The sequence below is a fragment of the Photobacterium sagamiensis genome (assembly GCF_050337085.1).
GTDB lineage: Bacteria > Pseudomonadota > Gammaproteobacteria > Enterobacterales > Vibrionaceae > Photobacterium > Photobacterium sagamiensis.
In genome coordinates this window covers 132,574-148,616 of the sequence record NZ_JAKJSP010000023.1, presented here as the reverse complement: position 1 = coordinate 148,616, position 16,043 = coordinate 132,574, and the positions used below count along the sequence as shown (strand labels likewise).

The window sequence follows — 16,043 nt, the reverse complement described above, 5'->3', positions numbered from 1 at the left end:
GAAGATAAAGGTTTTGGTTTTATCACTCAGGATAACGGCGGTGCTGACGTATTCGTTCATTTCCGAGCTATCGCTTCTGAAGGTTTTAAGACACTAGCTGAAGGCCAAAAAGTTTCTTTTGACCTAGAGCAAGGCCAAAAAGGCCCTCAAGCAGCGAACGTAGTTGCTTTATAATTAGAAGACTTATCTTCTGAAACAATGCTGGCTATGGCCGGCATTTTTTATACCTGTCGCTTGGCATACACTCAACATCACAGCCAAACAATGAAAGGTCGCCACTTGGCGGCCTTTTTGATATCAACAAATTTTCTGACTAACTTGCTCTATTTTTCCCGCTTTTTTTGAAGCACGTCACACTTTACTATTTGTATAAATCGAAACGAAGTCTGAACCGTAAAGGTAAAGGGATTACTCCTAAGAGGGAATGACAAGTTTTCAACACTGCAAAAATATTTAACATTAAGATAGTGGRGATAAACATGAAAAATTCTGTACTTACAGTAACTCTATTGGGCCTAATCTCTTTTGGCGCTTCAGCAGCTCAATACAATCACCATGATGACAACGTCAGCAATCGCTATGCGAATGAACTTCGCCTGAAAGCCTTTGAAGGCGAAACTAGTTATCAGGTAAAAGTTAATCCACTGCTGTCAGTAGACCGTGACGAGCCAGTATCAACACGACGTGCCACTGAATTACGTAAACAAGCATTGGGTGAGTCCGTACGTAACGTTGAGATGGAAAAATAGTCGTGACGATAGGGCTCACTGTATTGACTTACTTCACGTATCAATCTTATCTCGAAATGAAGCCAATGGCTGATGATTATATGCAATTATTACAGTAGACTCCGCTCAATATTCTAAGTAACTGGATTTATGGGTTTAGAGATGTCGCCTCAGGCAGCGCCTAAGAAACTGATACGCGGCTTCTTTATTACGTTTGTGAGAGAAATAGAAATCCAGTGTCTCGCCTTGTTTATTGATGGCACGGTAAAGGTAGTGCCATTTCCGCCCTTGACGCTGTATGCAACAACAGTATGATGCCGAGTTTATACTTGTCAATGTCTAATGAAGATGTGAAGATGTGAAGATGATTATTGGCCTTATTTAGAAAAGCTTTAATCAAATTTTTGACAATTTTGAATTCGGGGGAAAGCAAAATTACAACCTCGCCGCCAATCTTAATTTTCGCCCCTCAAACCTGATTTAAGATGATCACTATGCCAGCATCCAGCTCTTCCCAATTTTTGTCATTACGTGATGATTCTATCTTCCGCCTGTTCTGGCGTTATACGTTGCCAACCATCGCCGCAATGTTAGTCACTGGGGTATATGTCGCTATTGATGGTATGTTCGTTGGCCATGTCTTAGGCGAAAAAGGACTTGCCGGTATCATCCTTGGCTACCCGATCGGTTCAATTCTATACGCCATCGGTGCCATGTTGGGCATGGGCGCTTCGGCGTTAGTCTCTATCAAACTAGGCGAAGAGAAAACCGATCAGGCCAGGGAAATTGTCGGCAATGCACTGACATTATGTCTGATCGCCTCCGTCGTTTTTTGCAGTGCCGGTATCTTATTCGGCCGCGATATCTTGCTGTGGATTGGCGCAGAAGGCGAGATTTTGGAAATGGCCTCCGATTACCTTTTTTGGTATTTCTTATTAGGCGCTTTTCCGATCATCTCTATGGCTTTTTCATCTCTGCTTCGAAATGATGGCCAGCCAAATCGCGTGACCCTGATCATGATTTTTGGCGGGCTCCTCAACATCGTCCTTGATTGGTTGCTGATTGTTGTCTTCCCTTATGAACTGACAGGGGCTGCCATCGCCACTATGCTGTCTCAAGCTGCGACTTGCCTGCTCTGCCTGCAGCATTTCTTTAGCGATAAAAGCACCCTTCGGTTTGGCTGGGACAGCCTGAAATTAAAGTGGAACACCGTTACCCAAATATTACGCCTCGGCACCTCAAGCTTGCTTATGTACCTGTACCTGTCTGTCGTACTTATTCTGCACAACAAAGCCTTCCTATGGGTAGGCAGTGCCATTCACGTCGCGGCATACAGTATTGTCAGTTATACCGAAGCCTTCTTTTATCTTGTTTTCGAAGGTATTGCGCTAGGTATTCAGCCTATCACCAGCTACAACACGGGGGCCGGACTGAAAGATCGCGTTATCAAGGTACGTAATATTGCATTTGCGACCACACTGATCGTGGCCGCTTTTGGCCTGTTTATTCTGTATGGCTTCCCCGAGTGGATCGTCTATCTGTTTGCCGGTGATAATCCGACACTTCAGCCCGAAGCGATTAACGGTATGCAACGCTATTTTTGGGGCCTACCCATGGAAGGTATGCTGTTAGTTGGCGCAACGTATTTCCAATCTGTAAACCAGGCTAAAGAGGCATCGATTCTAACTGGTGGCAAACTGATCTTTATCACTTTGTTCATTTTTGTATTAGCAAAATCATTCGGCGTCAATGGCGTTTGGATTGCTTTGCCGTTATGCAGTGCCATTTTAGCGACCTGGATGCTTTGGGCTTTACGAAAGGCTTGATACCGGTTTGAGCTTGCTGGCTATTTCAGATAAAGTACAAAAAACCGTTATCGAAAGTGGTGAGGTTGTGCAGTAAAACTTCCGCCAATCATAATGTGTAATGAAGGAGAAGGCAGCAAAAAAGCTGCCTTCTCCTTAGAAAATCAGATAACGCCCAATTCTCTTAAGCGTTCCATCAAATACTCTTTTGCCGTGTAGCGCTCTGACAACACAATTTCTGGTTTAGGGTGCAAAAATAAACCCTACATACTAAGTAGGGTTTATATTATCTGCCGTTTGCCAGCCGACATATTTTTCACAAATCACGCATCAGTGTTTCAAACTCTTCTTCGGCTGACTCGATCAGTTTCGCCAGCTCTCTGGCATCTTCGTTCGCTAAATCTATATGCCAACGTACCTTATCCTGACCAGCATGCTCTTTGCATATCAACTCCGTGTTATTTCCGTATGAATAGAAGCACAACTCATCAAAATCAGCGTGCAACTCATCATGTTTTTCCTTAATACAAACTTCCAACTCACCAGTCGGGATCACTTTAACGTTAGCATGAAGATGAGCTCTTCCGGGTAAAGTAAATTGCCGATATTCAGCTAACATAATCTGTCCCTCCGATTTACATCCCTTACTATCAGTTTAGTCAATAGCACTCTACTCCATATAGTAAAAGCCAATAGATGGAACGTGTTTCTTTAAAGTGAGACAACTTTTACTCACTTAACAATATCGCCTACCACCGTACCTTGTGTTTCAAACATCCTGTTCCCGGTATGAGAGCGTGGTGATATAGTGGTTCGGGTATATTATAAGTACAGCTGGGGACTAAAATAACAATGATAGATTTTCGCTCTGATACCGTAACCCGCCCGACGCCGTCTATGCAGCAAGCAATGGCTGTTGCTTCCGTTGGGGATGATGTGTATGGGGATGACCCAACCGTCAATGATTTAGAACAATGGTCCGCTGAACGTCATGGATTTGAAGCGGCGATTTTCTGTAGCTCTGGTACACAGGCAAACTTACTCGCACTAATGTCCCATTGCGAACGTGGTGATGAATACCTTTGTGGTCAGCAAGCACATAACTATAAATTTGAAGGCGGCGGTGCTGCTGTACTCGGCTCTATTCAACCTCAGCCCATCGAAAATGACAAAGATGGTTCACTGTCATTCGTTAAACTCGAAGCCGCTATCAAACCTATTGATCCCCACTTTGCACGTACAACTCTGCTCAGTATTGAGAACACGATTAATGGCAAAGTACTCCCTCTTTCATATCTACTACAAGCTCGTCAATTTACAGAACAACATGGCTTAAAACTTCACTTAGATGGTGCTCGCGTTTATAACGCAGCTGTCGCTCTAGAGGTTGATATTACTGAAATAGCGAAGCATTTCGACTCAATGACCATCTGTTTGTCAAAAGGCCTTGGGGCACCTATTGGCTCATTACTACTTGGTAGCAATGAGTTAATTGCTAAAGCCCGCCGTTGGCGTAAGGTTTTGGGTGGGGGTATGCGTCAGGCCGGTATTCTCGCCGCAGCAGGCAAACAGGCATTAACAGAGAATGTAACCCGATTGGCTGACGATCATGCCAATGCACGTTACCTTGCTGAACAATTAGCAGACATTGAGGGTTTCACAGTCAAACCAGAACTTGTTCAGACAAATATGGTTTTTGCCAAAGTTGATCCGGCCATTGATCAAAACCGTCTTATTTCTCGGCTAAAAGAGCAAGAGATTTTATTCAGTACGGGCAACCCAATGCGGCTGGTCACTCATCTGGATATCACTCGCAATGACATTGATACCTTCTTAACCGCGATAAAGCAGGCGCTTTAGCGAACAAGAAATAAAGGCGCGTTAATCGCGCCTTCTTAAAAACGATAAGCAAGGCTGACTGATGATAATGCGTGCCTTGCATCCGCATCATCATCGTCATCATTTATTTGGGTCGGGACGACCAGTCTTAAGCCCAGCTCCCATTGGCGATAATTCACAACAGCACCAATGTGCGAATTAAAACCAAAGCCAACACTCGAAAACTCAATATCTTTTCCATCAGGTTGTTTTAATTCTCCGTCAGAATTCAAATAATTCATCCCGACTCCCGCTTCAACTCGCCAACTTCGGCACTTGGCACATAGTTCTTTATGACCCCACTGGTAAAACAATACGGGAGTAATATCAGCGGTATAACCTTTAAGTTCACCATCCTGATAACGAGCGTCATCGTTATCATAATCAAGTTTAAAGTACTTAACATTTAACTCGGTATGGTATCCCCAACGAGTATCTTCACCGAAATATACTGGTGGTTGTATCAGTGTGACGACAGGCGATATAGAACCACTGGATTTGAATGGAACGTCAGAAAAAGATTTATTATCAGACACTTCTACTGTACCAGCACTACCTACCACACCAATCTTGAACACCGGCATGCGAAAAATAGCTGCTAAATCCATTGCTGTCGCCGCTTGTAACGGGTTAAGCAGCAGTAATGTATTTAAGCATAGCAATCCAACTTTATTCATATGCCTATCCCGTTGACACCTATCATCTTTAGCTTAGCTTGATTACTAAAACCTGACATAGGAAAAGCTAAAACACCGCTGGTTTCAGCGTGAATTCAATGGCTTTTAGACACCAATTAAACAGTAAACATCGCCCCATTTATAAGCAGATGGATAGCAATACTGGATGCATATCCTAATGCAATGACTGGCATCCATTTTAAATGGCCAAAGAAGGTGTATTTACCATGTGCAGCCCCCATTAGTGCCACGCCAGCTGCAGAGCCAATAGAGAGTAAGCTGCCTCCAACGCCTGCAGATAGCGTCACTAATAACCAGTTACCAATAGACATCTCAGGTTCCATGCTTAAAACAGCAAACATCACCGGAATGTTATCCACGATTGCAGATAAGATACCCACCATGACATTGGCCCAAACCGGGTTCCATTGGGTATACATCACTTCAGAAACCAGGCCTAAATAGCCGAGCAAACTCAACCCGCCCACACACATTACGACGCCATAAAAGAACAGCAGGGTATCCCACTCGGCATGAGATACTCGTTTAAAGACATCAAAAGGAACAACTGAACCTAACCGCTTCAATGCTGCATCATCACGATTGGCCAGGGCTATCGCTTTCTTTTTCGCCAGAGAACCCGGTAATGTTCTGCGCAGGAAATAACCGAAAAATTGTAAATATGCCAACCCCATCATCATGCCCACCACTGGTGGGAAGTGAATAAAACCATGGAAACCAACCGCCGTTGCAATAGTCAGCAGAAATAATAAAACAATTCGCCGAGCACCGCGTTTTAACTCAACATATTCACTGATGGTATCAGGCTGAGTTGTTGGTACAAATCGCGACATAATAAAAGCCGGAACTAAATAATTAACCAAGGAAGGTATAAATAAGGAGAAAAAGCTACTAAAAGAAACTATCCCGGACTGCCAGACCATTAGCGTGGTAATATCACCAAACGGACTAAATGCACCACCGGCATTGGCGGCGACGACAATGTTGATGCAAGCTAAATTAATAAACTTGGTGTTACTGCCCCCCACTTTCATGACTACAGCACACATCAATAACGCCGTTGTCAGGTTATCGGCAATAGGTGAAATCAAGAAGGATAAAATACCGGTTAACCAAAACAAAGTTCGGAAGTTAAACCCTTTACTGACCATCCAGGCCTGCAGGGCATCGAACAGACGACGCTCTTCCATGGCATTGATATACGTCATCGCAACAAGCAGGAATAAAAGTAACTTAGCATATTCCAGTAAATTATGATCTAAAGCGCTTTTCGCGACTTCTATTTGCCCTTGCTGCTGGAAGAAATACCCTATCATTAACCAAATCAAACCCGCAGCAAGCAATACCGGCTTGGATTTACGAAGATTTAAAAATTCTTCGGCCATCACCAGGCAATAAGCCAACACGAATAGTATTAATGAGACGTAACCTATCGTCGATTGGGTCAAATCCAGTGCGGTATCAGAGGCGAATACCGGGAAAGCAGTAAAAAAACCTAAACTGGTATATATAACCTGTTGTATTTTCATGCTTATTCTCAGCTCCTTGAGAAATGATCACCGTTGCAATAATACACATTCTTGATAAGACTTAACGTGAAGTATAGCCATAGAGCGTAAAGTAACATCAACATTATCCTAACAAAAAACAATATTATTCAAAGCGCCAATGTTCAATATTGATTGCCTTCATGGCAGGAAAAACAACATCCACCTTGCCTATCCTCAATAACACTGTCATTGAAACAAACTATTTAACATCAAAATTATCCTAACTACTGCAAGATTTTACTAAGCTGTAAGTAGCGCTAATAGATATGCTATTGAGGAAAATAGAGCAATGATAATAATGACAGCACATAAGCCTCTCTCTCTATTTGTTATACCACTTCTTGCCTGCTTGTTTTTCCCTGCTCAGGCGCAGCCTCTTCCGGCTCCACCCGAAATTGCCGCGAAAGCATGGGTATTAATGAGTTATCACTCAGGCCAGATCATAGCCAGCGACAATGAACGTGAACCACTCGCGCCAGCCAGCCTGACTAAAATCATGACCAGTTATGTCGTGGGCCAAGAAATTAAAGCCGGTCATATCAACTCAGACGATATCGTTCTTGTTAGTGAAAATGCCTGGGGCAAAAAATTTCCAGGCTCATCAAAAATGTTCTTGAATATCGGTGATGAGGTCTCTGTCAACGATTTGAATAAAGGCGTTATCATTTCTTCAGGCAACGATGCAACTGTCGCACTGGCCGAACATGTTGCCGGTCACCAAGCCGCCTTCATTGATATGATGAACCGCCATGCAGAAAAAATTGGCATGCTAGACAGCTATTTTACCAATCCTCACGGTTTGGACTCTGAAGGACAGTTTACCAGCGCTTATGACATGGCCTTGCTCTCTCGAACTTTCATTCGGGAATTACCTGATATTTACACACTTTTCAAGGAGAAATCCTTCACCTTCCATGATATAAAACAAGGCAACCGTAACGCACTTTTATGGGATACTACCCTCAATGTCGATGGTATTAAAACCGGTTATACCACTCAAGCCGGTTACAGTTTGGTCTCATCTGCCGAGCAAAATGGCCAGCGTTTAATTGCTGTAGTCATGGGAACAAAAAGTACTGGTGCAAGACGTTCAGAAAGTAAAAAACTACTTACCTGGGGATTTCGTTTCTTTCAAGACCTCACTCCGGAGTTTAATCATAAAGAATTATCACCATTAAAAGTCTGGTATGGCTCCCCGTCTAATGTCAGTGTTGAACTTGGTGATGGTGCCACAATCACGGTACCTCGCAGACAGCGAAAAAATTTAGAATACAAAATTATCTATAATCACGATCTTGAAGCCCCTGTAACCAAAGGCACCCAAGTAGGTAAAGTTGAGTGGTACCTACAAGATGAAATTCTTATTGTTCAGCCGATCCTTGCTGCCGAGAATATAGCCGAGGCACCTTGGTACAAGTCTATGATAGATGTAGTCTGGCGACCTATCGATAAATGGTTTACCAGCCAGAAATGGGAAGCAAACTAATACCTCACTGACGGTTAGAGACGGAGAGACAATATTCTCATCATTAATCTCGAACATGACGAATAGCGTCTCCCCCCATTTTTCACTTGGTATATGAACATGTCGGAGAAAACTATGAGCGCGTAATAGTGTATTGTTAAAGAGTTAATTAGCTGCGCTTTCAATTTTTTTATACAGCTCCCGCATTAGCTTGGCGACCAATTCACGGGTTTTCTCATCAATAATGTTGCCGCTTTCATCAAATAGTGCATAAGCATTTCCCAGCATCACCTCTGGCCGATTAATGACTTGGCTATTTAGAAAAACAAAACATTGACGCAGGTGGTATTGGCAACGAGCTGTTCCTAGCCTGCCGGGACTCGCCCCTAGAATCGCTACCAATTTTTCATCAAAAGGCGTTGTTGGCCAACGTGAAACCCAATCTATCGTATTTTTTAAAACCCCCGGTATCGAATAATTATATTCAGGTGTCACAATGAGTACTGCTGCCGCGGATTCTATCAGTTGACACAACTCTTCGACCTCTGCCGGGAACCCGTGTTCATCCTGAACATCCTGGTTATAGAGTGGAATATCATCCAAATGAAAAATAGTTACATTAATGGGACCTGGCGCAAGTGATTGTGCCGCTCGTAATAGCTTCATATTGATCGAGTCTTTGCGTAAACTGCCACAAAGACCGACAACTGAATACTGTACTCCTCTGTTGCTCAATTCACTATCCTCGTACTCTTGCTGATCTGCGTTATTACGAAAAACTGGCATAATACCCTCCCGCTAATCCTTTCAATACTGGTAATAAACACTAGGAAAACGAGGCTAGCTCGATGCTGGTCTAAGCATTCAACTCTGGCTTCATCCATACCGACTTAAAGTCAAACCAGCCCATTGCATTCGAAGCCATTCCTTCAATTGACCCAGAGCTATCTACCCCTAACCAATTATGGAACAAGGGTAATATCTGCCCGCTCTGTACCAGTTTAGCGCCAATTTCATCAGCCGGGAAAAGCGTTACAATATCAGCACGCCAAGTCATGACCTGTCGATCCAGATCCTCAAACTCTTCCTTTGGCATCACTCTGAACAACTGATCAAAACTATACATCCAAGGCAAAATAGCATCGCTACGATAATTGCTTAAGCTCATACCGCCAAGCCAGATGTCAATTTTATCAACTTGTTTCCCAAGCAAAATATCTGATGACGAGAGCTCTAAAACTTTAAGACGCAGACCATCTTCTGCCAATATTTCCTTTAGCGTTGCTGCGACATGCGGATAAACCGGATGTTCCTGTTGGTACGCCAATGTCACGGTTCGTTTTGCTGGTGCCGAGTCAACTGACGGAGCTGGTAAAATGTGCGCCCAACCGGGTAGTAATCCATAGGCATTAGTTAATCGGAAGTCACCTATTTTAGAGTGATCCAGTAATCGCAAAATATTCAGCGGAGTTAACCGTGCATGAAAATACGCCAGCCACTCTTCATTATTTGCCAGACCCGTGACGCGGTTAAACAATAAATAGTTACTACCTTCATCAAGTTTCAGTCTGGTCGATACATTCATCGGATCCAGTTTACTGATATCCGTCGTCGGCTTCAGATAACAAGCAGTAAAGCCTGGCAGAATCCAGATATCAACCATATCGATCAGCGCACGAAAACCAAAGTACTGATCAAATGCTTCAAGCTTAAGTCGCTGCTTATCATTAAACGAGACTTTGTAAGGCCCGGTACCTATCGGATACACGTCAATATCGTTGCGACGGAGCGAATCCGCAGGCTGGATCATCGCCAATATATTTGCCATCAAATCAGGTAAGCGCACATCGTCCCGACTTAAATGAATATCGATGGTATTGGGAAACGGTGATTGGATACTTTTGAGGTGCTTGAACAATCGGTGCTTCTTTACCTGATCTAACGTCGTAACAACATCGCTGATTTCCATTAATTTCCCGTCATGGAACCGGACAGCCGGACGCAAATAAAAACGCCAATGACGAGGGGTTATTGATTCCCAATGGTGAGCGAGATCACCTTCGACTTCCTCTTTTTCCTCATTTATGCGGGTGAGACCGCTGAAAATCTGTCGAACTAAATGCTGTTCTGAACGCCGTAAAGGACGCAAAGGGTTCATATTGGTGAAAGGTCGATAGTAAGGTATACGAACAATTTGCTTACCTTTCAGGGTTGTTACACCAAGCTGCTCCTGAATCAGTTGTGCCAGCTTATCGCCATCGTTATCCAGAGCAGCCAAAGCGGGTTCCAATTTCCCTTCCGCTACCAGCTTTCTGGCATGCATATACTGCAACTCACTGTCTGTACTGTGGAAAATCAATCGAGATTGTTTCCCTCGTCCAACAGCTGGTTGCCAGTCAACCCACCCCTTATCAACCATTTTATTAATAACCATTCGCACATTTCGTCGCGTACAAAACAGAACTTCAGAAATATCATGTAAGTTCGTTTCGCTTTCTGAACCAGAGAAATGATCATACAGACGCTGGAACTGAAGCTTTAGTCGTTGACCCGTCATAAAAGGGGAACCTTATTAATTCATTTATTCTGTTTTATCCTTCCTATTTTAACTTAATAATAGACTCAGATGAAAAAACAAATTTGTCATGAAAAAACATCAATCGATGGTCGCCAAGATAGCTTTGAAATCACTTTCCCCCAAAGGTGATTGCTTACGAGTAACATTGAGGCCCCATCACTTCCAGGTCAGTTCATAGCAACTGGCCTTTTTTTCACTTTTCCCGCTAGCAAAGAGTCCGAAAATTGTATCAGAGCTAAAAAAAAGAAAGCGCCCTGTGAGCCAGGCGCTTTTAAAAAGGATAGAAAGAATTATTGTTCTAATTAATTCGATGACTGCTCTAACTGTTGTTGCAGCACTTCCGTACGCTGATGCAAACTGTCTTTCTCGGCAATTAATTCCTCACGCTGTACATGTAACAACTCAACTTGCTGTTTTTGCTGTTCAAGCTCACTCAACGATTTCTTCGCGTTTAACCTTGCATCTGAAAATGCTTTCTCTAATTCAGCCACTTGTGACTGTAACTCGATATTAGCTTCTTCGAGTTGATGATTGAGGGTAACCGTCTCATTCAGCTGAGTAGTTAGCAGTTGTGTTTGTTCAATACTTTTATCTAAATCTGCTTTTTGCTTCCGCACACTTCGTTGCGCTGCTTGCTTCGCTTTAATAGCTTTATCACATGCTGCATCTTGGGCCGCCAAACGATTGTCATTTTCTCTGCCAGCCGCTTCTAACGCCGCAATTTTATCCGAATAAACAGCATCATTAGTATGCTTTTTCTGTTTCTCTGCCTCTAAACGTTCAAGAAGATCTTCTTCAGCTTTTGTTCCAAGCCCCATCATGACTCGCCAGGTATCAAAAAGCGTATTATTCGCCTGATTAATGACATCAAATGGGAAGACCAATTCACTATTTTCATGATTACTGCTTTCATGATCATTGTTTTCTTGTTGGTAGCTTAGGCGAATAACACGTTCAACCTCTTCTAGTACCATCAAAGCATGCTTATAGCTGCCACCAATCGCTTGCTGTAATTGAGTTGCTGAAATCATTTCCAACGTTTTTCCTGCCTCGACCCAGGTTTGGATCTGATCCAGATACAGCTGAGGCTCAAGAGATGGTGGAAACTGTACAAGTTGTGAATCTGTCTTCAAATCGACACCCATTTAACGCTCTCCCTTAAAATGTATGTTAGGTACCACCAACAAATAGTCCATAAAAATGACATCAACAGAGATTATATTAAAATAGCGAGCAATCTCTCTTTTTATTGCCTTCATCATTTTGATGACACACAACTTCTGTGATACCAATTGGTATGGAAACTAATGACGATTAATATAATAACATACGTTTGTCAGCCGTTTATCCCCTTTCACAATTCAGAACTATTAGTCTTGATTTTCTAACTCCCCTTTTTACGGCTATTAATGCCGCTAAAATGGAAATACTAATAATTTCGATTGAAACACTTAAGACCAACAGCAGCGGAGATGATGTGTCAACAGGATCAAGATAATTAAACTCAAACAATTGAGAAAGAAGAACGATTACGTCATGATAGATAGACCCACTCCATAGCGCTAATCCTCCTCCCAGTATCAAGCCAGCCATAACAATCAGACATACTTCACAAAGAAACCCACTAATAATTTCTCGGGAGGAAGCACCTAAAATGGTGAACAGTTCTATTTCTCTTTGCCGCCTGGCAATACTCTTTATCATGATATATTGCAGCAGAAGATACAGGCTTACTGTAATTATGATAACTAAAGTACTCATAACTAAAATAACGTTATTCCCAAAAATATCAAGATGACTTCCTTTATCCCAAACAGTAGATTCTCTTACTATATCCAGTACATTCAGTCCGTAGCCTCTAAAAAAGAAGAGTAAAGAACCTGAAATTGCAATAGTCAACACAGTAAACAGAGACTGCATCCCATTGTGAATAATGTGCTTCTTGGCCAACTGCAGTAAAAATATCAAACTCCCCACGGGAGTGCCTCCGCCGTTTTCCGATATTTAAAAAGAACAGCAGGAACATGCTCGACAATACAGCCGTCGAGCATATGAATTGTTCGATGACACATTTTTGCAATTGTAGCGTCATTGGTTGCTACTAGAATTGCAGTGTCCAATTCATGACCCAACTTGAGCATCAATTCTATGACATCGGCCTTCGAATCACTATCAAGACTAGCAGTCGGCTCATCAGCAATCACTGCAACCGGTTTATGGATAAACGCCCTTGCAATCGCAACACACTGCTTTTGTTTTCCCGTTAATCTTTCAGGCTTGAAATGAACAAACTCACTCAATCCCACCTTATCGATCATTTCTAACACACGCTGAGTACGTTCTGCCTTAGAGATACGATTAAGTATCAAAGGAAACTCGATATTTTCAAAAACAGTCTGTACCGAAACCAAATTAAATTTTGGAAAAATGAATCCCATTTGTTTACGACGAACATCGACAGCAAATGCAGATGTTTTGGTTATCGGCTCATCACCAATAATGACTCGTCCCTGATAATTTTCATCCAGTAAACTACACACATTAAGTAATGAACTCTTTCCTGAACCTGAAGGGCCATAAAGAGCAACCATTTCTCCTGAGGCAATTTTTCCATCTACCCCCTGCAGCGCGTTATAGATGTGACCATCAAATATGTATGTTTTCTTGATCCTCTGAAACTCAATCATATAACCTCCTTGATAACGAGGCTCCTATGGCTTCAAAACCATAGATGCGAGCCAAGCTACCAAGTGTTTTTGCCAACTAACATTATTTATTTTTATATTGTCTATGAAGGTAAATATTCGTAATGATTCTTACGTTAATCTTTACTTCCCTCATTGATGTGGCTTTAGATTAATGTAATCGGAGAGGTAATATTGAACAATGAGATAAATGGTGCATAGCAAGGATAAAAGGGGAATAACCGGATAATCTGATCACATTTGCTTGAATAAGCCTTGCGCATTCCGGCTAACCGCCAGTTTTTCACCTTTATTTTGCAAATAAACAATCATCCTGCCTGTGAAATCACGCTTTACTTTTTCTATTGCGTCAACACGTACAATCGTAGAACGATGTATCTGCCAGAAAACATCTGGATCAAGTTGTTTAATTAGCTCTTTTAGCGGTGTACGAATAATATACTCTTCATCATGGGTATAAACGCTGACATATTTAGCTTCCGCATGCAGATAATTCACGTCATCAACTGATACCAAGCAAATACCATCACCTTTACTGGCCTTTATCCAACGTAAGTAATGATTGGCAGGACTCTGAATCGTAGCAACTAAATTCTGTAAAGCTTCAATTGACAATTTGTTCCCTTCCTGGGTCGCAGAATAACAATTTTTTAAATAATGCTGAATACGTTCGCAGGTTTGTTGCAAGCGAGTTTCGCTAAATGGTTTAAGTAAATAATCTATTGCCTGCTCATTAAATGCCTGTATCGCATATTCATCATACGCGGTGACAAAAACGATCAATGGTACCTTATCGATCGACTTCAACGCTTTAGCGACTGAGATTCCATCGAGCCCTGGCATACGAATATCAAGAAAAGCAATATCGGGTTGATATTGCTTGGTACTGGCTAAAGCTGATTTACCGTCTTGTTCACTTGCCACCACTTCAAGTTGCGGCCATACCTCTGCAAGTATTTTGTTCAAATGATAACGCAGGAGCGGCTCATCATCTGCAATAACAGCTGTGACAGATAACATTTCCTTCATGGTTAATGCCCTCCAGGCAATAGCTCCATTTTAGCTGTAACCCCTCCACTTTCCGGGGCAGAGATGAATAATCTAGCTTGCTCGCCATAGAGGCCTTTCAGGCGCTGACGAATATTATCTAAGCTCACACCATGCCCGATATGCATCGACGGATGATCAAACCCCACACCATTGTCTTTAACTTCAACAATCAACTTGTTATTTTTGCAACAAATAAACACCACTACTTCACCGCCGTCTTCACTGGGCTCAATGCCATGGTAAATTGCATTTTCCACCAGAGGTTGAAGCATATGAGGGGGGATATCCCATTGCTTATCCACGTCATCATTGATAACAAACCGATAATTAAGCCTGTCACCTAAACGCATCGATTGAATCCCTAAGTAAGCATCGAGTAAATCAATTTCATCACCAAGCATGATCCACTGCCGACGACTCTTCTTTAAACTAATTCGTAGTAACTCTGTAAGTCTTTCTAGCAATTTTTTTGCTTTTCTGGGATCTGCATCAATAAGGACTTGTAAATTGGCGAGAGTATTAAAAAGAAAATGAGGTTCAATCTGACTTTGCAAGACTTGCAACTGACTCACGACTAATGCCCGCTCCTGCTCTGCCTGAGTAAGTTTGACTTGTTTTAATTCATTTTCGATCAATAGTGCCTTTTCTCTGTTATAAAAAAAATAATAAATGATCGACGAGAAAAAAACACAAAAACTGATAAGGTAAAAAACTTGATTATGATCACTACTATTGACAAACCACACTGACCATAACAGAGCGTGTATTGTTCCTAAGACTAAGGTTCCACCAACCACAACTAAAAAACCAATCGAAGGTGACCAGTGCGCACGATTATTTTGAACAAAAAAGTTGATTACATTACAAATACCTCCATATCCAAATGAGGTGATTAAATGTCGGCTGAAAGCTCCTCCTATAATAATGTAGGTAATACAGGCAATACCAAAGCAGAATAAAATGCTTATAACCACATCCCTTACTACCTGGTTTATTCGACTAGTACTCACGACTTACATCCATTATCTGTTTTATATCTAATGAGGAGATATACTAAAACTAAAATCAATATGCAACAGATCACGACTATGTAAGCATGAACTCACTCTTTTTCATTCTGTTTTATGATAATAAATATTTAAACTCGCCGATTATCATACAAGCCTTAATGAAGCGGTAATTCAATATTTCAAAGTCGATTCAAAAAATGGGTTGCCTGAGTGCCATAGACTTACAATTGCCGGGGCCAGGAAATTGCTGTGCCGTTTCTTAGGCCTAAAAAAACCAATGGTACGGGAAGTCAGCAGAACAGATGTGCGAGTTTGCTTGCATAAAAGCAGCTCATTAGCCGCAATGACTTTTATGACGGCAATGCGGGCTGAAGGTTATGACACGTGCCCGATGAGGGCTTTGACTCTAAACGTACTAAACTTTTGCTCAGCTTACCTAAGCAAGCTGAAATCACAATGATCATCAGTTGTGGTAAGCGAAGTGAAGAAGGGATTTATGGTGAAAGACATCGTGTCAGTAACCAGGAGGTTATAATTAACCATTAATTAGGCTTTTAGACCCCTTCCCATACCTTA

The 16,043-nt window shown here is 42.1% G+C and carries 15 protein-coding genes and 3 pseudogenes; 6 read left to right on the top strand and 12 right to left on the bottom strand.

The annotated features are described in order from the left end of the window. Together L4D76_RS12100 and L4D76_RS12095 are read left to right on the top strand one after the other, a co-directional pair. On the top strand, positions 1-174 hold a 174-nt coding region (locus L4D76_RS12100; RefSeq protein WP_428441158.1), incomplete at its 5' end, for a cold-shock protein. Positions 175-479: 305 nt separating this feature from the next. Continuing rightward, on the top strand, positions 480-749 hold the full coding sequence (locus tag L4D76_RS12095; RefSeq protein ID WP_428441154.1) for a hypothetical protein: 270 nt from the start codon (positions 480-482) through the stop codon (positions 747-749). 147 nt (positions 750-896) lie between these two features. On the opposite strand, the pseudogene L4D76_RS12090 reads toward L4D76_RS12095, so the two are convergent. Next, positions 897-1,010 (bottom strand): annotated as a pseudogene (locus tag L4D76_RS12090) (DDE-type integrase/transposase/recombinase); the annotation flags it as partial. A gap of 212 nt (positions 1,011-1,222) precedes the next feature. Between L4D76_RS12090 and L4D76_RS12085 the strand changes: the two are divergent. Beyond that, a complete protein-coding gene (locus tag L4D76_RS12085) occupies positions 1,223-2,554 on the top strand; it encodes an MATE family efflux transporter (RefSeq protein WP_428441153.1) in 1,332 nt (443 codons plus the stop codon). Positions 2,555-2,697: 143 nt separating this feature from the next. On the opposite strand, the pseudogene L4D76_RS12080 reads toward L4D76_RS12085, so the two are convergent. Together L4D76_RS12080 and L4D76_RS12075 are read right to left on the bottom strand one after the other, a co-directional pair. Then, positions 2,698-2,793: pseudogene (locus L4D76_RS12080) on the bottom strand (isopenicillin N synthase family oxygenase); the annotation flags it as partial. A 56-nt stretch (positions 2,794-2,849) separates the two neighbouring features. Beyond that, the gene (locus L4D76_RS12075; protein WP_428441152.1) at positions 2,850-3,152 is read right to left on the bottom strand and encodes a hypothetical protein; all 303 of its coding nucleotides are present in this window, start codon (positions 3,150-3,152) and stop codon (positions 2,850-2,852) included. 233 nt (positions 3,153-3,385) lie between these two features. On the opposite strand from L4D76_RS12075, the gene ltaE reads away from it, so the two are divergent. Continuing rightward, on the top strand, positions 3,386-4,393 hold the full coding sequence (ltaE, locus tag L4D76_RS12070; RefSeq protein ID WP_428441151.1) for a low-specificity L-threonine aldolase: 1,008 nt from the start codon (positions 3,386-3,388) through the stop codon (positions 4,391-4,393). Positions 4,394-4,428: 35 nt separating this feature from the next. On the opposite strand, the gene L4D76_RS12065 is transcribed toward ltaE, so the two are convergent. Beyond that, the gene (locus L4D76_RS12065; protein WP_428441150.1) at positions 4,429-5,088 is read right to left on the bottom strand and encodes a hypothetical protein; all 660 of its coding nucleotides are present in this window, start codon (positions 5,086-5,088) and stop codon (positions 4,429-4,431) included. A gap of 116 nt (positions 5,089-5,204) precedes the next feature. Beyond that, positions 5,205-6,638 (bottom strand): sodium:proton antiporter NhaD, encoded by a 1,434-nt coding sequence (nhaD, locus tag L4D76_RS12060; RefSeq protein WP_428441149.1) that lies wholly within the window; start codon positions 6,636-6,638, stop codon positions 5,205-5,207. Between the two features lie 310 nt (positions 6,639-6,948). On the opposite strand from nhaD, the gene L4D76_RS12055 reads away from it, so the two are divergent. Beyond that, entirely contained in the window at positions 6,949-8,145 is a 1,197-nt protein-coding gene (locus L4D76_RS12055; protein WP_428441148.1) for a serine hydrolase, read from the top strand. A 144-nt stretch (positions 8,146-8,289) separates the two neighbouring features. On the opposite strand, the gene L4D76_RS12050 is transcribed toward L4D76_RS12055, so the two are convergent. From L4D76_RS12050 to L4D76_RS12020, 7 genes are all read right to left on the bottom strand, one after another. Then, positions 8,290-8,910: an NADPH-dependent FMN reductase gene (locus L4D76_RS12050; RefSeq protein ID WP_428441147.1), complete on the bottom strand. Its 621-nt coding sequence runs from the start codon at positions 8,908-8,910 to the stop codon at positions 8,290-8,292. 70 nt (positions 8,911-8,980) lie between these two features. Then, positions 8,981-10,681 (bottom strand): HTH-type transcriptional regulator SgrR, encoded by a 1,701-nt coding sequence (gene sgrR, locus L4D76_RS12045; protein WP_428441146.1) that lies wholly within the window; start codon positions 10,679-10,681, stop codon positions 8,981-8,983. Between the two features lie 323 nt (positions 10,682-11,004). Continuing rightward, positions 11,005-11,847 (bottom strand): hypothetical protein, encoded by an 843-nt coding sequence (locus L4D76_RS12040; RefSeq protein WP_428441145.1) that lies wholly within the window; start codon positions 11,845-11,847, stop codon positions 11,005-11,007. A gap of 199 nt (positions 11,848-12,046) precedes the next feature. Next, complete coding sequence (locus L4D76_RS12035; RefSeq protein ID WP_428441144.1) at positions 12,047-12,679, bottom strand: FtsX-like permease family protein; 633 nt, start codon at positions 12,677-12,679, stop codon at positions 12,047-12,049. Next, complete coding sequence (locus tag L4D76_RS12030; protein ID WP_428441143.1) at positions 12,667-13,389, bottom strand: ABC transporter ATP-binding protein; 723 nt, start codon at positions 13,387-13,389, stop codon at positions 12,667-12,669. The genes L4D76_RS12035 and L4D76_RS12030 overlap by 13 nt, the downstream gene beginning before the upstream one ends. 252 nt (positions 13,390-13,641) lie before the next feature. Next, positions 13,642-14,427 carry a LytR/AlgR family response regulator transcription factor gene (locus tag L4D76_RS12025; RefSeq protein WP_428441157.1) on the bottom strand — a complete coding sequence of 262 codons (786 nt, stop codon included), beginning with the start codon at positions 14,425-14,427 and terminating at the stop codon, positions 13,642-13,644. Between the two features lie 11 nt (positions 14,428-14,438). Beyond that, complete coding sequence (locus L4D76_RS12020; RefSeq protein ID WP_428441142.1) at positions 14,439-15,467, bottom strand: sensor histidine kinase; 1,029 nt, start codon at positions 15,465-15,467, stop codon at positions 14,439-14,441. A 238-nt stretch (positions 15,468-15,705) separates the two neighbouring features. Between L4D76_RS12020 and L4D76_RS12015 the strand changes: the two are divergent. Beyond that, a pseudogene (locus L4D76_RS12015) lies at positions 15,706-16,013 on the top strand (nitroreductase family protein); the annotation flags it as partial. Positions 16,014-16,043: the final 30 nt, after the last annotated feature.

What these genes read in the sequence shown, in the direction of transcription:
- nhaD (WP_428441149.1), bottom strand. Translation starts at nt 6,638, where the DNA reads ATGAAAATACAACAGGTTATATATACCAGTTTAGGTTTTTTTACTGCT.
- L4D76_RS12075 (WP_428441152.1), bottom strand. Translation starts at nt 3,152, where the DNA reads ATGTTAGCTGAATATCGGCAATTTACTTTACCCGGAAGAGCTCATCTT.
- L4D76_RS12025 (WP_428441157.1), bottom strand. Translation starts at nt 14,427, where the DNA reads ATGTTATCTGTCACAGCTGTTATTGCAGATGATGAGCCGCTCCTGCGT.
- L4D76_RS12095 (WP_428441154.1), top strand. Translation starts at nt 480, where the DNA reads ATGAAAAATTCTGTACTTACAGTAACTCTATTGGGCCTAATCTCTTTT.
- sgrR (WP_428441146.1), bottom strand. Translation starts at nt 10,681, where the DNA reads ATGACGGGTCAACGACTAAAGCTTCAGTTCCAGCGTCTGTATGATCAT.
- L4D76_RS12040 (WP_428441145.1), bottom strand. Translation starts at nt 11,847, where the DNA reads ATGGGTGTCGATTTGAAGACAGATTCACAACTTGTACAGTTTCCACCA.
- L4D76_RS12065 (WP_428441150.1), bottom strand. Translation starts at nt 5,088, where the DNA reads ATGAATAAAGTTGGATTGCTATGCTTAAATACATTACTGCTGCTTAAC.
- L4D76_RS12055 (WP_428441148.1), top strand. Translation starts at nt 6,949, where the DNA reads ATGATAATAATGACAGCACATAAGCCTCTCTCTCTATTTGTTATACCA.
- L4D76_RS12030 (WP_428441143.1), bottom strand. Translation starts at nt 13,389, where the DNA reads ATGATTGAGTTTCAGAGGATCAAGAAAACATACATATTTGATGGTCAC.
- L4D76_RS12050 (WP_428441147.1), bottom strand. Translation starts at nt 8,910, where the DNA reads ATGCCAGTTTTTCGTAATAACGCAGATCAGCAAGAGTACGAGGATAGT.
- ltaE (WP_428441151.1), top strand. Translation starts at nt 3,386, where the DNA reads ATGATAGATTTTCGCTCTGATACCGTAACCCGCCCGACGCCGTCTATG.
- L4D76_RS12085 (WP_428441153.1), top strand. Translation starts at nt 1,223, where the DNA reads ATGCCAGCATCCAGCTCTTCCCAATTTTTGTCATTACGTGATGATTCT.